General features: G+C 40.1%; 13 protein-coding genes and 1 other annotated feature. All 13 genes read left to right on the top strand.

All coding sequences use genetic code 11. The annotated features are described in order from the left end of the window. The first annotated feature begins 12 nt into the window (after positions 1–12). Positions 13–246 carry a preprotein translocase subunit SecG gene (secG, locus tag O3650_RS00090; RefSeq protein ID WP_000282517.1) on the top strand — a complete coding sequence of 78 codons (234 nt, stop codon included), beginning with the start codon at positions 13–15 and terminating at the stop codon, positions 244–246. A 101-nt stretch (positions 247–347) separates the two neighbouring features. Continuing rightward, the gene (gene rnr, locus O3650_RS00095; RefSeq protein WP_153193286.1) at positions 348–2,702 is read left to right on the top strand and encodes a ribonuclease R; all 2,355 of its coding nucleotides are present in this window, start codon (positions 348–350) and stop codon (positions 2,700–2,702) included. Beyond that, on the top strand, positions 2,665–3,132 hold the full coding sequence (gene smpB, locus O3650_RS00100) for an SsrA-binding protein SmpB (protein ID WP_001051750.1): 468 nt from the start codon (positions 2,665–2,667) through the stop codon (positions 3,130–3,132). Before rnr ends, smpB begins: the two co-directional genes overlap by 38 nt. Before the next feature lie 15 nt (positions 3,133–3,147). Continuing rightward, complete coding sequence (tehB, locus tag O3650_RS00105) at positions 3,148–4,008, top strand: SAM-dependent methyltransferase TehB (protein WP_371491259.1); 861 nt, start codon at positions 3,148–3,150, stop codon at positions 4,006–4,008. 66 nt (positions 4,009–4,074) lie between these two features. Then, on the top strand, positions 4,075–5,028 hold the full coding sequence (locus O3650_RS00110) for a competence protein CoiA (protein WP_371491261.1): 954 nt from the start codon (positions 4,075–4,077) through the stop codon (positions 5,026–5,028). An 18-nt stretch (positions 5,029–5,046) separates the two neighbouring features. Further along, positions 5,047–6,849: an oligoendopeptidase F gene (pepF, locus tag O3650_RS00115; protein WP_371491263.1), complete on the top strand. Its 1,803-nt coding sequence runs from the start codon at positions 5,047–5,049 to the stop codon at positions 6,847–6,849. Between the two features lies 1 nt (position 6,850). Then, positions 6,851–7,564 (top strand): O-methyltransferase, encoded by a 714-nt coding sequence (locus O3650_RS00120; RefSeq protein ID WP_371491265.1) that lies wholly within the window; start codon positions 6,851–6,853, stop codon positions 7,562–7,564. Positions 7,565–7,630: 66 nt separating this feature from the next. Then, the gene (prsA, locus tag O3650_RS00125; protein ID WP_371491267.1) at positions 7,631–8,569 is read left to right on the top strand and encodes a peptidylprolyl isomerase PrsA; all 939 of its coding nucleotides are present in this window, start codon (positions 7,631–7,633) and stop codon (positions 8,567–8,569) included. Between the two features lie 161 nt (positions 8,570–8,730). Next, positions 8,731–9,954 (top strand): cell division peptidoglycan polymerase FtsW, encoded by a 1,224-nt coding sequence (gene ftsW, locus O3650_RS00130; protein WP_033676874.1) that lies wholly within the window; start codon positions 8,731–8,733, stop codon positions 9,952–9,954. Between the two features lie 24 nt (positions 9,955–9,978). Next, positions 9,979–12,675, top strand: a complete 2,697-nt coding sequence (ppc, locus tag O3650_RS00135; protein WP_371491269.1) for a phosphoenolpyruvate carboxylase — start codon at positions 9,979–9,981, stop codon at positions 12,673–12,675. A gap of 96 nt (positions 12,676–12,771) precedes the next feature. Beyond that, positions 12,772–12,989 (top strand) — a binding site (T-box leader). A gap of 266 nt (positions 12,990–13,255) precedes the next feature. Continuing rightward, positions 13,256–14,251 (top strand): tryptophan ABC transporter substrate-binding protein, encoded by a 996-nt coding sequence (trpX, locus tag O3650_RS00140; RefSeq protein WP_153197555.1) that lies wholly within the window; start codon positions 13,256–13,258, stop codon positions 14,249–14,251. Positions 14,252–14,326: 75 nt separating this feature from the next. After that, positions 14,327–15,193: an ABC transporter permease gene (locus tag O3650_RS00145; RefSeq protein WP_045612545.1), complete on the top strand. Its 867-nt coding sequence runs from the start codon at positions 14,327–14,329 to the stop codon at positions 15,191–15,193. After that, complete coding sequence (locus O3650_RS00150) at positions 15,190–15,948, top strand: ABC transporter ATP-binding protein (protein ID WP_045611494.1); 759 nt, start codon at positions 15,190–15,192, stop codon at positions 15,946–15,948. Before O3650_RS00145 ends, O3650_RS00150 begins: the two co-directional genes overlap by 4 nt. Positions 15,949–16,020: the final 72 nt, after the last annotated feature.

Here is a 16,020-nt window from a genome sequence, read left to right on the forward strand (position 1 = left end):
AAGGAGTTTGATATGTATAACCTATTATTAACCATTTTATTAGTATTATCTGTTGTGATTGTGATTGCGATTTTCATGCAACCAACCAAAAACCAATCCAGCAATGTATTTGATGCCAGCTCAGGTGATTTGTTTGAACGCAGTAAAGCACGCGGTTTTGAAGCTGTAATGCAGCGTTTGACAGGGATTTTAGTCTTTTTCTGGCTAGCCATTGCCTTAGCATTGACGGTATTATCAAGTAGATAAGAAAATAATGGGCAGGACTAGGTCTTTGCCTCTTTTTATTTTTAAAAGATATTTGAGAAGGTTTTGCAGTAAAAGAAAATTAAAAAATCTAGAAAGAAAATATGAAAGATAGAATAAAAGAATATTTGCAAGATAAGGGAAAGGTGACTGTCAATGATTTGGCTCAGGCTTTGGGAAAAGACGGGTCCAAGGATTTTCGTGAGTTGATTAAAACCTTGTCCCTAATGGAAAGAAAGCACCAGATACGCTTTGAAGAAGATGGAAGTCTGACTTTGGAAGTCAAGAAAAAACATGAGATTACTCTCAAGGGGATTTTTCATGCCCATAAAAATGGCTTTGGTTTTGTCAGTCTAGAAGGCGAGGAGGACGACCTTTTTGTAGGGAAAAACGATGTCAACTATGCTATTGATGGTGATACCGTTGAGGTCGTCATCAAGAAAGTCGCTGACCGCAATAAGGGAACAGCAGCCGAAGCAAAAATTATTGATATCTTAGAACACAGTCTGACAACAGTTGTCGGGCAAATCGTTCTAGATCAGGAAAAACCTAAGTATGCGGGTTACATCCGTTCGAAAAATCAGAAAATCAGTCAACCGATCTATGTTAAGAAACCAGCCCTTAAACTCGAGGGAACCGAAGTTCTCAAGGTCTTTATCGATAAATACCCAAGCAAGAAACATGATTTCTTTGTCGCTAGTGTCCTCGATGTGGTGGGGTACTCAACAGATGTCGGAATTGATGTTCTTGAGGTTTTGGAGTCTATGGACATTGTATCCGAGTTTCCAGAAGCTGTTGTCAAGGAGGCAGAAAGTGTGCCTGATGCTCTGTCTCAAAAGGATATGGAAGGTCGTCTGGACTTGAGAGATGAGATTACCTTTACCATTGACGGTGCAGATGCCAAGGACTTGGACGATGCAGTGCATATCAAGGAATTGAAAAATGGCAATCTGGAGCTTGGAGTTCACATAGCAGACGTTTCCTACTATGTGACCGAGGGTTCTGCCCTTGACAAGGAAGCCCTTAACCGTGCGACTTCTGTCTATGTGACAGACCGTGTGGTTCCAATGCTTCCAGAACGACTGTCTAATGGAATTTGCTCCCTCAATCCTCAAGTTGACCGCCTGACCCAGTCTGCCATTATGGAGATTGATAAACATGGTCGTGTGGTCAATTACACCATTACACAAACAGTTATCAAGACAAGCTTCCGTATGACCTATAGTGATGTCAATGATATCCTAGCTGGCGACGAGGAAAAGCGACAAGAATATCAGAAAATTGTTCCTAGTATCGAACTTATGGCCAAGCTTCATGAAACTCTAGAAAACATGCGTGTGAAACGTGGAGCCCTCAATTTCGATACCAATGAAGCCAAGATTTTAGTGGATAAACAAGGTAAGCCTGTTGATATCGTTCTTCGTCAGCGTGGTGTTGCCGAGCGCATGATCGAGTCCTTTATGCTGATGGCCAATGAAACAGTTGCTGAGCATTTTAGTAAGCTGGATCTACCTTTCATTTATCGTATCCATGAGGAGCCTAAGGCTGAAAAAGTTCAGAAGTTTATTGATTATGCTTCGAGTTTTGGCTTGCGCATTTATGGGACTGCCAGTGAGATTAGCCAGGAGGCACTTCAAGACATCATGCGTGCTGTTGAGGGAGAACCTTATGCAGATGTCTTGTCCATGATGCTTCTTCGCTCTATGCAGCAGGCTCGCTATTCAGAGCACAATCACGGCCACTATGGCCTTGCTGCTGACTATTACACTCACTTTACCAGCCCGATTCGTCGTTATCCAGACCTTCTTGTTCACCGTATGATTCGTGATTACGGCCGTTCTAAGGAAATAGCAGAGCATTTTGAGCAAGTGATTCCAGAGATTGCGACCCAGTCTTCCAACCGTGAACGTCGTGCCATTGAGGCTGAGCGTGAAGTCGAAGCCATGAAAAAGGCTGAGTTCATGGAAGAATACGTGGGTGAAGAGTACGATGCGGTTGTGTCTAGCATTGTTAAATTCGGTCTCTTTGTTGAATTGCCGAATACAGTTGAGGGCTTGATTCACATCACTAATTTACCTGAATTTTATCATTTCAATGAGCGTGATTTGACCCTGCGTGGGGAGAAATCGGGTATAACCTTCCGTGTAGGTCAACAGATTCGTATTCGGGTTGAAAGAGCGGATAAGATGACAGGTGAAATTGACTTCTCTTACATCCCAAGTGAGTTTGATGTGATTGAAAAAGGCTTGAAACAGTCTAGTCGTAGTGACAGAGGGCGTGGTTCAAATCGTCGTTCAGATAAGAAGGAAGATAAGAGAAAATCAGGACGCTCAAATGATAAGCGCAAGCATTCACAAAAAGACAAGAAGAAAAAGGGCAAGAAACCTTTTTACAAGGAAGTAGCTAAGAAAGGAGCCAAGCATGGCAAAGGGCGAGGGAAAGGTCGTCGCACAAAATAAAAAGGCGCGCCACGACTATACTATCGTAGATACGTTAGAGGCAGGGATGGTCCTGACAGGAACTGAAATCAAGAGTGTACGAGCTGCTCGAATCAATCTCAAGGATGGCTTTGCCCAAGTAAAAAATGGGGAGGTCTGGTTGAGCAATGTTCATATTGCTCCTTACGAAGAGGGCAATATCTGGAACCAAGAACCAGAACGCCGTCGAAAACTCCTGCTCCATAAGAAACAAATTCAAAAATTGGAACAAGAGACTAAAGGGACAGGAATGACGCTGGTTCCCCTTAAGGTCTATATCAAAGATGGTTATGCCAAGCTCCTTTTAGGCCTAGCTAAAGGGAAGCATGACTACGACAAACGGGAGTCTATCAAACGACGTGAACAGAATCGCGATATTGCGCGCGTGATGAAAGCTGTTAATCAGCGATAAAAAGAGGAAATGAAAATGGAAAAATTAGTTGCCTATAAACGTATGCCCTTGTGGACTAAAGAAACCATGCCAGAGGCTGTTCAGCAAAAGCACAATACCAAGGTTGGGACTTGGGGAAAAATTACTGTCTTGAAGGGAACTCTCAAGTTTATTGAATTGACAGAGGATGGGGAGGTTCTAGCTGAACACCTATTTGAAGCAGGGGCTGACAATCCCATGGCACAACCACAAGCCTGGCACCGAGTGGAGGCTGTAACAGACGATGTAGAATGGTATTTAGAATTTTATTGTAAACCTGAGGATTATTTCCCTAAAAAATACAATACCAATCCTGTTCATTCAGAGGTCCTAGAGGCTATGCAAACGGTGAAACCGGGTAAAGCTTTGGATTTGGGCTGTGGTCAGGGCCGTAACTCTCTCTTTCTTGCGCAGAATGGTTTTGATGTGACAGCTGTGGATCAAAATGAATTGGCCCTTGAAATCTTGCAAAGCATTGTGGAGCAGGAAGACCTGGATATGCCTGTTGGTCTCTACGATATCAATTCAGCCAGCATTGGACAAGAATATGATTTTATCGTTTCAACAGTTGTTCTCATGTTTCTGCAAGCAGATCGCATTCCTGCAATTATCAAAAACATGCAGGAGAAAACCACTGTTGGTGGCTACAATCTTATCGTTTGTGCCATGGATACAGAGGACTATCCTTGCTCAGTGAACTTCCCATTTACTTTTAAGGAAGGGGAACTGGCAGACTATTACAAGGACTGGGAATTGGTTAAGTACAATGAAAATCCAGGTCATCTCCATCGTCGCGATGAGAATGGCAATCGTATTCAACTACGCTTTGCGACCATGCTAGCTAAAAAAATCAAATAAATGAAGATTAGGAAATTTCCTGATCTTTTTTCTTTTTTACGAATAATATAGAAAAGGAGGGAAATCGTGTTTGTTGCAAGAGATGTTAGGGGACAGTTGGTAAATGTGTTAGAGGATAAGCTTGAGAAGCAAGATTATGCCTGCCCAGCTTGTGGAGGTCAGCTCCGTTTGCGTCAAGGACCAAGTGTCCGAACCCATTTTGCTCATAAATCCTTAAAAGACTGTGATTACTCCTTTGAAAATGAAAGCCCAGAACACTTGACAAATAAGGAAGTCCTCTATCACTGGTTGAAAACAGAGGCTGAGGTGCAATTAGAATACCCTCTTCCAGAGCTTAAACAGATTGCGGATGTATTAGTAAATGGGACTCTAGCTCTAGAAGTTCAGTGTAGTCCCTTGCCACAAAAAATTCTTAAAGAGCGTAGTGAGGGCTATCGAAGTCAGGGTTACCAAGTACTGTGGTTGCTGGGGGAAAAACTTTGGCTCAAGGAGCGCTTGACTCGTCTGCAACAAGGTTTTCTTTATTTTAGTCAAAATATGGGCTTTTATGTTTGGGAAGTAGACAAGAAAAAACAGCTTTTGAGACTCAAATATCTCATTCACCAAGATCTCCGTGGCAAACTCCATTATCAAATCAAGGAATTTCCCTACGGTCAAGGTAGTTTGCTGGAGATATTACGTCTTCCCTATAAGAAACAAAAAATATCTCATTTTACAGTTTCTCAGGACAAGGACATCTGTCGCTATATCCGACAGCAACTTTATTATCAAAATCCCATTTGGATGAAAAAACAAGCAGAAACCTATCAAAAGGGAGAAAATCTCTTGACTTATGGCTTAAAAGAATGGTATCCACAAATTCGACCATTAGTAGGGGATTTTTGTCAGATTAATCAAGACATGACCAGCTATTATCAGTATTTTCAAACCTATTATCAACAAAATCCTCAAAATGATTGGCAAAAGCTCTATCCACCAGCCTTTTATCAGCAATATTTCTTGAAAAATATGGTAGAATAGAAAGGATGGAGGAATCTAATGGTATTACAAAGACATGAAATAAATGAAAAAGATACATGGGATCTATCAACGATCTACTCAACTGACCAGGCTTGGGAAGAAGCCTTAAAAGATTTAACAGAAAAATTGGAGACAGTAGCCCAGTATGAAGGCCATCTCTTGGATAGTGCGGATAGCTTACTCGAAATTACTGAATTTTCTCTTGAAATGGAACGCCAAATGGAGAAGCTTTACGTTTATGCTCATATGAAGAATGACCAAGACACACGTGAAGCCAAGTACCAAGAGTACTATGCCAAGGCCATGACTCTCTATAGCCAGCTAGATCAAGCTTTTTCATTCTATGAGCCTGAATTTATGGAAATCGGTGAAAAGCAGTATGCTGACTTTTTAGAGGCTCAACCAAAATTGCAGGTTTATCAACACTATTTTGATAAGCTTTTGCAAGGCAAGGAACACGTTCTATCACAACGTGAAGAAGAATTATTGGCTGGAGCTGGAGAAATCTTTGGTTCGGCAAGTGAAACCTTCGCTATCTTGGACAATGCGGATATTGTATTCCCTTATGTCCTTGACGATGATGGTAAGGAAGTTCAGCTATCTCATGGGACTTACACACGTTTGATGGAGTCTAAAAATCGTGAGGTTCGCCGTGGTGCTTATCAAGCTCTTTATGCGACTTACGAGCAATTCCAACATACCTATGCTAAAACCTTGCAAACCAATGTTAAGGTCCAAAACTACCGTGCCAAAGTTCGCAACTACAAGAGTGCTCGTCATGCAGCTCTTGCAGCAAATTTTGTTCCAGAAAGTGTTTATGACAATTTGGTAGCAGCAGTTCGCAAGCATTTGCCACTCTTGCATCGTTACCTTGAACTTCGTTCAAAAATCTTGGGGATTTCAGACCTTAAGATGTACGATGTCTACACACCGCTTTCATCTGTTGAATATAGTTTTACCTACCAAGAAGCCTTGAAAAAGGCAGAAGATGCCTTAGCAGTCTTGGGTGAGGATTACTTGAGCCGTGTTAAACGTGCCTTCAGTGAGCGTTGGATTGATGTTTACGAAAATCAAGGCAAGCGTTCAGGGGCCTACTCTGGTGGTTCTTACGATACAAATGCCTTTATGCTTCTTAACTGGCAGGACAATCTAGACAATCTCTTTACCCTTGTCCATGAGACTGGTCATAGTATGCATTCAAGCTATACTCGTGAAACGCAGCCTTATGTTTACGGAGATTATTCTATCTTCTTGGCTGAGATTGCATCAACTACCAATGAAAATATCTTGACGGAGAAATTATTGGAAGAAGTGGAAGACGACGCAACGCGCTTTGCTATTCTCAATAACTTCCTAGACGGTTTCCGTGGAACAGTTTTCCGCCAAACTCAATTTGCTGAGTTTGAACACGCGATTCACCAAGCGGATCAAAATGGTGAAGTCTTGACAAGCGATTTCTTAAATAAACTCTACGCAGACTTGAACCAAGAGTATTATGGTTTGAGTAAGGAAGACAATCCTGAAATTCAATACGAGTGGGCACGCATTCCACACTTCTACTATAACTACTATGTATACCAATATTCAACAGGTTTTGCAGCAGCCTCAGCCTTGGCTGAAAAGATTGTCCATGGTAGTCAAGAAGACCGTGACCGTTATATCGATTACCTTAAGGCTGGTAAATCTGACTACCCACTCAATGTCATGAGAAAAGCTGGTGTTGATATGGAGAAGGAAGACTACCTCAACGATGCTTTTGCAGTCTTCGAACGTCGTTTGAATGAGTTTGAAGCCCTTGTTGAAAAATTGGGATTGGCATAAGATGGTTGAATCGTATAGTAAGAATGCCAACCATAACATGCGTCGTCCCGTTGTCAAGGAAGAAATTGTAGACTTGATGCGTCAGCGTCAAAAGCAAGTCACAGGCTCTTTGAAAGAATTGGAAGACTTTGCTCGCAAGGAAAATATTCCCATTATTCCCCATGAAACGGTTGCTTATTTCCGTTTTCTCATGGAAACCATACAACCTAAAAACATTCTGGAAATTGGGACGGCCATCGGGTTTTCAGCCCTCTTGATGGCGGAACATGCGCCAAATGCCAAGATTACAACCATTGACCGCAATCCAGAGATGATTGGATTTGCCAAGGAAAATTTCGCCCAGTTTGACAGTCGCAAGCAAATCACTCTCCTAGAGGGAGATGCGGTAGATATCTTATCTACCCTGACAGAGTCCTACGATTTCGTCTTTATGGATTCAGCTAAGTCTAAATATATCGTCTTTCTGCCAGAAATCCTCAAACATTTGGACGTTGGAGGTGTGGTTGTCTTGGATGATATTTTCCAAGGTGGTGATGTTGCTAAGGATATTATGGAAGTCCGTCGTGGTCAGCGAACTATTTACAGAGGCCTTCAAAGACTATTTGATGCAACCTTAGACAATCCAGGACTCACTGCAACATTAGTACCTCTGGGGGACGGCATTCTCATGCTTCGTAAAAATCTAGCAGATGTTCAATTACCTGACAGCGAATGATTTTCAGAAAAATTTAAGAAAATATAGTAAAATAGATAGGGTAACACTTATCTCAAAGGAGTAGACATGAAGAAAAAATTATTGGCAGGAGCCATTACACTATTATCAGTAGCAACTTTAGCAGCTTGTTCAAAAGGTTCAGAAGGGGCAGACCTTATCAGCATGAAAGGAGATGTTATCACAGAACATCAATTTTATGAGCAAGTGAAAAGCAATCCTTCAGCCCAACAAGTGTTGTTGAACTTGACCATCCAAAAAGTATTTGAGAAGCAATATGGCTCAGAAGTAGATGACAAAGAAGTCAACGATACTATTGCCGAAGAAGAAAAACAATATGGTGAGAACTACCAACGTGTCTTGTCACAAGCAGGTATGACTCTTGACACACGTAAAGCTCAAATTCGTACAAGTAAATTAGTTGAGTTGGCAGTTAAGAAGGCAGCAGAAGCTGAATTGACAGATGATGCTTATAAGAAAGCCTTTGATGAGTACACTCCAGATGTAACGGCTCAAATCATCCGTCTTGATAATGAAGATAAGGCCAAAGAAGTTCTCGAAAAAGCCAAAGCTAGTGATGCAGACTTTGCTCAATTAGCTAAAGATAACTCAACTGATGAGAAAACTAAAGCGAATGGTGGAGAAATCACCTTTGATTCTGCTTCAACAGAAGTACCAGAACAAGTTAAGAAAGCGGCATTTGCTCTAGATGTAAACGGTGTTTCTGATGTGATCACAGCCGCTGGCACACAAGCTTACAGTAGCCAATATTACATTGTAAAACTCATTAAGAAAACAGAAAAATCATCTAATATTGATGACTACAAAGAAAAATTAAAAACTGTTATCTTGACTCAAAAACAAAATGATTCAACATTTGTTCAAAGCATTATCGGAAAAGAATTACAAGCAGCCAATATCAAGGTTAAGGACCAAGCCTTCCAAAATATCTTCACCCAATATATTGGTGGCGGAGATTCAAGCTCAAGTAGTTCATCAAAAGAATAAAACAGAAAAGAGCCAAGTGCTCTTTTTCTTATGACAAAAATGGTCTATCTGATGGATAAGAGTTTTTTTCTTTCGGAAAAAATGGTATAATAGCAATCAAAACTAGAAAACAAACGGAATTTGGGAAGCAATTGTGTTGTTCTCATTAGATTGGTGATACTATGAAGATTAGTAAAAGGCACCTGTTAAATTATTCTATTCTAGTTCCTTACTTACTTTTATCTATTTTGGGCTTGATTGTGGTTTATTCGACAACCAGTGCTATTTTAATTCAAGAAGGCCAAAGTGCACTGCAATTGGTCCGAAGTCAGGGACTATTTTGGATATTTAGTTTGATACTGATTGCCTTGATATATAAGTTGAAACTGAATTTTTTAAGAAACGAACGTCTTCTATTTATCGTTATGTTCGTTGAGCTGATTCTATTAGCCTTGGCTCGGATAATTGGTATTCCTGTCAATGGAGCCTATGGCTGGATTTCTGTAGGACCTTTGACCATTCAGCCAGCCGAATACTTGAAAATTATTATTATTTGGTATCTAGCAAATAAATTTTCCAAACAACAAGAGGATATAGCTATTTATGATTTTCAAGTTTTGACACAGAATCAGTGGCTTCCTCGTGCGTTTAATGACTGGCGCTTTGTTCTCTTTGTACTGATTGGGAGCCTTGCTATTTTTCCAGATTTGGGGAATGCTTCTATTTTAGCTTTGGTTGCCTTGATTATGTATACGATTAGTGGTATCGCTTATAGATGGTTTATTGCCTTTTTGGGAATTTTGGTGGGAGTTTCTGCCTTATCCTTATCACTTATTTCTTTTATAGGGGTTGATAAATTTTCAAAAATTCCAATATTTGGCTACGTTGCTAAGCGTTTCAGTGCCTACTTTAATCCCTTTGCCGATTTGGCAGGAGCAGGCCACCAACTCGCAAATTCCTATTTTGCCATGGTAAATGGTGGTTGGTTTGGTCTAGGTTTAGGAAATTCAATTGAAAAACGTGGCTATTTACCAGAGGCCCATACAGATTTTGTATTTTCAATTGTTATCGAAGAATTTGGATTTGTAGGGGCCAGCTTGATTTTAGCACTTGTCTTTTTCCTTATTTTACGAATCATCCTAGTAGGAATTCGTGCTAAGAATCCCTTTAATTCTATGATGGCGATTGGAGTTGGGGGGATGATGTTGGTACAGGTCTTTGTCAATATCGGTGGAATTTCTGGCATTATTCCCTCGACAGGAGTAACTTTCCCTTTCTTATCGCAAGGAGGAAATAGTCTTCTGGTCTTGTCTGTAGCCATCGCCTTTGTCTTAAATATTGATGCAAGTGAAAAGCGTGCTCAATTGTATGAGGAGTTAGAAGCTCACTCCTCAAACTATATGTAGAGCTGATAGTGGAAAGGATTACCTATGTCTCTTCAAAAATTAGAAAACTATAGTAATAAAGCTGTCGTGCAAGAAGAAGTATTGATTTTAACAGAATTGTTAGAAGATATCACTAAAAATATGCTTGCCCCAGAGACTTTTGAAAAAATTATGGAGTTGAAAGAATTGTCAACTCAAGAAGATTATCAAGGCTTGAACCAATTGGTTACTAGTCTGTCAAATGATGAAATGGCTTATATTTCACGCTATTTCTCTATCTTGCCCCTCTTGATTAATATTTCAGAAGATGTGGATTTAGCTTATGAAATCAACCACCAAAATAATATTGATCAAGATTATCTTGGTAAGTTGTCAGCAACAATCAAAATGGTTGCAGAAAAAGAAAATGCGGTTGAAATTCTTGAACACTTGAATGTTGTTCCTGTTTTGACAGCCCATCCAACACAAGTGCAACGTAAGAGTATGTTGGATTTGACCAACCATATCCACACCCTCTTGCGTAAGTATCGTGATGTGAAATTAGGCTTGATTAATAAGGAAAAATGGCATAATGATCTCCGTCGTTACATTGAGATTATCATGCAGACAGACATGATTCGTGAAAAGAAATTGAAAGTAACCAATGAAATCACGAATGTTATGGAATACTACAATAGTTCATTCCTGAAAGCTGTTCCTCATTTGACTGCTGAGTACAAGCGTCTGGCTAAAAAACACGGCTTGGAGTTGAAACATCCTAAACCAATTACCATGGGAATGTGGATTGGTGGAGACCGTGATGGGAATCCTTTTGTTACAGCAGATACCTTGAAACAATCTGCTATGACTCAGTGTGAAGTCATCATGAACTACTATGATGAAAAGATTTACCAACTTTATCGTGAATTCTCTCTCTCAACCAGTATTGTCAATGTCAGCAAGCAAGTCAGAGAAATGGCTCGTCAATCTAAGGATAACTCAATCTACCGTGAAAAAGAGCTTTACCGCCGTGCCTTGTTTGATATTCAATCAAAAATTCAAGCAACAAAAACTTATCTGATTGAAGATAAGGAAGTTGGGGCTCGCTATGAAACGGCCAATGATTTTTATAAGGATTTAATTACCATTCGTGATTCCCTCTTGGAAAATAAGGGTGAAGCACTGATTTCTGGTGATTTTGTTGAGTTGATCCAGGCAGTTGAAATTTTTGGTTTCTATTTGGCATCTATTGACATGCGTCAAGATTCTAGTGTTCATGAGGCCTGTGTAGCCGAACTATTGAAATCAGCAGGAATCCATTCTCGTTACAGCGAACTAAGTGAAGAGGAAAAATGCCAGCTTCTCTTAAAAGAATTAGAAGAAGATCCACGCATTCTTTCTGCTACTCATGTTGAAAAATCAGAGTTACTTGAAAAAGAATTGGCCATCTTTAAGGCTGCCCGTAATTTGAAAGATAAGTTGGGTGATGATGTTATTCGTCAGACCATTATTTCACATGCAACCAGCGTATCAGACATGCTGGAATTGGCTATCTTACTAAAAGAAGTAGGGCTAGTTGATAAAGAGAGAGCTCGTGTCCAAATTGTCCCTCTTTTTGAAACAATCGAGGACTTGGACCACTCAGAAGAAACCATGAGGGAATACCTTTCTCTTGCTCTAGCTAAGAAGTGGATTGCTTCACGTAATAATTACCAAGAAATCATGCTTGGTTACTCTGACAGTAATAAAGATGGTGGTTACTTATCATCATGTTGGACCCTCTACAAGGCTCAACAACAATTGACTGCTATTGGAGATGAATTTGGCGTTAAGGTTACCTTCTTCCATGGCCGTGGTGGTACTGTTGGTCGTGGTGGTGGACCAACTTATGAAGCCATCACCTCCCAACCGCTCAAGTCAATCAAGGATCGTATCCGTTTGACGGAGCAGGGTGAAGTAATTGGCAATAAATACGGTAATAAAGATGCGGCCTACTATAATCTTGAAATGCTAGTATCTGCAGCCATTAACCGTATGATTACGCAGAAGAAGAGCGATACCAATACATCAAATCGTTATGAAGCCATTATGGACCAAGTGGTGGACCGTAGTTACGATATCTACCGTGATTTGGTCTTTGGTAATGACCATTTCTATGATTATTTCTTCGAGTCAAGTCCAATCAAGGCTATTTCAAGCTTTAATATTGGTTCTCGTCCAGCCGCTCGTAAGACGATTACTGAAATCGGTGGTTTGCGAGCTATTCCTTGGGTATTCTCATGGTCACAAAGCCGTGTCATGTTCCCTGGTTGGTATGGGGTTGGTTCAAGCTTCAAGGAATTTATCGATAAAAATCCAGAGAATATCGCTATCTTACGAGATATGTACCAAAACTGGCCTTTCTTCCAATCGCTTCTTTCAAATGTCGACATGGTCTTGTCAAAATCAAATATGAATATTGCTTTTGAATATGCTAAACTTTGTGAAGATGATCAAGTAAAAGCAATCTATGAGACTATTTTAAATGAATGGCAAGTTACCAAGGAAGTCATCTTGGCTATCGAAGGTTATGATGAACTCTTGGCTGAAAATCCATATCTAAAAGCAAGTTTGGATTACCGTATGCCTTACTTTAATATCCTTAACTATATCCAGTTGGAGTTGATTAAACGTCAACGCCGAGGAGAATTATCAAGCGACCAAGAAAAATTAATCCATACAACCATCAACGGAATTGCGACAGGATTGCGTAATTCAGGCTGATACCTATCAAGCTTCCCCTTTTCTATAGGGGAAGTTTTTGAATAGTTCAAAAAAATGCTAAAAGAGTCTTGACAAGTAGTTGAAAAATGATATAATTTAACCATTCAGAAAAGTAATCATATAAACTTTTTAGAGAGTCTGTGGTAGCTGAAAACAGATAAGTGGTGATGATGAAAATTGGGCTGAATGTTATTTAGAATTTGAAATCATAAAAATTCGGTGAGCACACCTTACAGTGCATCTCGTTATTGCGAGACAGAGCGATAGGGAAATTCCCTATAATTGAGGTGGTACCGCGCATCGACGTCCTCACACAAGTTTTTTTGTGTGAGGACTTTTTTTGATGGAGGTTAGTATGGAAAGAAAACGATGGCGTCGCTTGTTTATACTCAATGAAAATCAAAGTACAAACTAGGAAGCTAGCCGCAGGTTGCTCAAAGCACTGCTTTGAGGTTGTGGATAGAACTGACGAAGTCAGTAACCATAGCTACGGCAAAGTGAAGCTGAAGTGGTTTGAAGAGATTTTCGAAGATTATTAGATAAGTGAAGTATTTTAAAGGAATAAAAAAGGAGAAATAGAATGAAAAATAAACGTTTAATTGGAATTATCGTTGCATTAGCAGTCTTAGTAGCAGGAAGCTTGATTTACTCTTCAATGAATAAACCAGAAGCTAAGAATGAGAAGAAAGTTGCCAAAGTTGGTGTCCTTCAGTTTGTGAGCCATCCATCTCTTGACTTGATTTATAAAGGGATTCAAGATGGACTTGCAGAAGAAGGTTATAAAGATGACCAGTTGAAGATTGACTTTATGAACTCAGAAGGTGACCAAAGTAAGGTTGCGACAATGAGTAAACAATTGGTTGCAAATGGGAATGACCTTGTGGTTGGTATTGCAACGCCAGCTGCTCAAGGTTTGGCAAGCGCCACAAAAGACCTACCGGTTATCATGGCTGCTATTACAGACCCAATCGGTGCTAACTTGGTCAAAGATTTGAAAAAACCAGGTGGCAACATTACAGGGGTATCTGACCACAATCCAGCTCAACAACAAGTTGAACTCATCAAAGCTTTGACACCAAATGTGAAAACAATCGGAGCTCTTTACTCAAGTAGCGAAGACAATTCAAAAACTCAAGTTGAAGAATTTAAGGCTTATGCTGAAAAAGCAGGTTTGACAGTGGAAACATTTGCAGTTCCTTCAACAAATGAAATTGCTTCAACAGTTAATGTTATGACTAGCAAGGTTGATGCTATCTGGGTTCCAATTGATAACACAATCGCATCTGCATTTTCAACAGTTGTATCAAGCAACCAATCGGCTAAGAAACCAATTTATCCAAGTGCAACTGCCATGGTAGAAGCAGGTGGTTTGGCATCCGTTGTAGTTGACCAACATGACCTTGGTGTGGCAACTGGTAAAATGATTGCGCAAGTCTTGAAAGGTGCAAAACCAGCTGATACTCCAGTCAATGTCTTTTCAACTGGTAAATCAGTTATCAATAAAAAATTGGCACAAGAGCTAGGTATTACGATTCCTGAATCTGTTCTAAAAGAAGCAGGACAAGTGATTGAATAATCTACAATGGAGGAGTTGGGGACATCTCCTCCAATTTTTTACAATAGAAATCATATAGAAAAGGTTAAGAAACAGATGATATTATCTATTATTTCTCAAGGATTTGTCTGGGCTATTTTAGGTCTGGGAATCTTTATGACATTTAGGATTTTGAACTTTCCAGATATGACGACAGAAGGTTCCTTCCCTCTTGGGGGAGCTGTTGCTGTCACTTTGATAACGAAAGGCGTGAATCCTTTTTTAGCGACACTTGTTGCTGTAGGAGCAGGTTGTTTGGCTGGAATGGCAGCAGGCCTTCTTTATACAAAAGGGAAGATCCCAACCTTGCTCTCCGGGATTTTGGTGATGACTTCCTGTCACTCTATCATGCTCTTGATTATGGGGCGTGCGAATTTAGGCCTGCTTGGAACCAAGCAAATTCAGGATGTTTTGCCTTTTGATTCGGATTTGAATCAACTCTTGACAGGTCTCATCTTTGTGAGTATTGTTATTGCTCTCATGCTCTTTTTCTTGGACACCAAACTAGGACAAGCCTATATTGCTACAGGTGACAATCCTGATATGGCTAGAAGTTTCGGGATTCATACTGGACGCATGGAGCTCATGGGCTTGGTCTTATCAAATGGTGTGATTGCCCTTGCAGGAGCTCTTATTGCCCAGCAAGAAGGCTATGCCGATGTATCTCGAGGAATCGGTGTTATCGTTGTGGGGCTTGCAAGTTTGATTATTGGAGAAGTTATCTTCAAGAGTTTGAGCTTGGCAGAACGTCTGGTTACCATTGTTGTAGGTTCTATCGCTTATCAATTCTTAGTGTGGGCAGTTATTGCGCTTGGCTTTAATACAAGTTACCTTCGTTTGTACAGCGCCGTGATTTTAGCAGTCTGCCTCATGATTCCAACATTTAAGCAAACAATCTTGAAAGGAGCCAAATTAAGCAAATGACAGCAATTGTAGAATTAAAAAATGCAACCAAAGTCGTTAAAAATGGCTTTGATGAAGAAAAGATTATTTTAAATGATGTTTCCTTAGAAATTTTTGAACAGGACTTTATCACGATTTTAGGTGGAAATGGTGCTGGCAAATCAACTCTCTTTAACACTATTGCAGGAACCTTGTCATTAACCAGTGGGACCATCCGTATTTTAGGTGAGGATGTTACCAAGTTTTCACCAGAGAAGCGCGCTAAGTATCTGTCTCGTGTCTTCCAAGATCCAAAGATGGGGACAGCTCCTCGTATGACAGTGGCAGAGAATCTCTTGATTGCCAAATTTCGTGGTGAAAAGCGTGGATTGTTACCACGACGCTTGACTAGTTATAAGGATGAATTTCAAGCGACCATTGAAAAAGTAGGAAATGGTCTTGAGAAACACTTGAATACACCGATTGAGTTCTTATCAGGTGGGCAAAGACAGGCCTTGAGTCTCTTGATGGCAACCTTGAAACGACCTGAATTACTCTTGTTAGACGAGCATACTGCGGCCCTTGATCCAAAGACTAGTGTTGCTTTGATGGAATTGACAGATGAATTTGTTAAGAATGACCAGCTGACAGCGCTTATGATTACTCATCACATGGAAGATGCTCTTAAGTATGGCAATCGCTTGATTGTCATGAAAGAAGGACGAATTATCCAAGATTTGAACCAAGAAGATAAAGCAAAAATGAAAATCTCTGATTATTATCAACTCTTTGAATAAAGTAGGGAAAATGAGTGAAATGGTTTACTTTTTTTCTGAAATAAAGTATACTATATAAAGTAAACTATGATA

This window comes from Streptococcus sp. 20925_1_24, assembly GCF_041432335.1.
Classification (GTDB): domain Bacteria; phylum Bacillota; class Bacilli; order Lactobacillales; family Streptococcaceae; genus Streptococcus; species Streptococcus mitis_BM.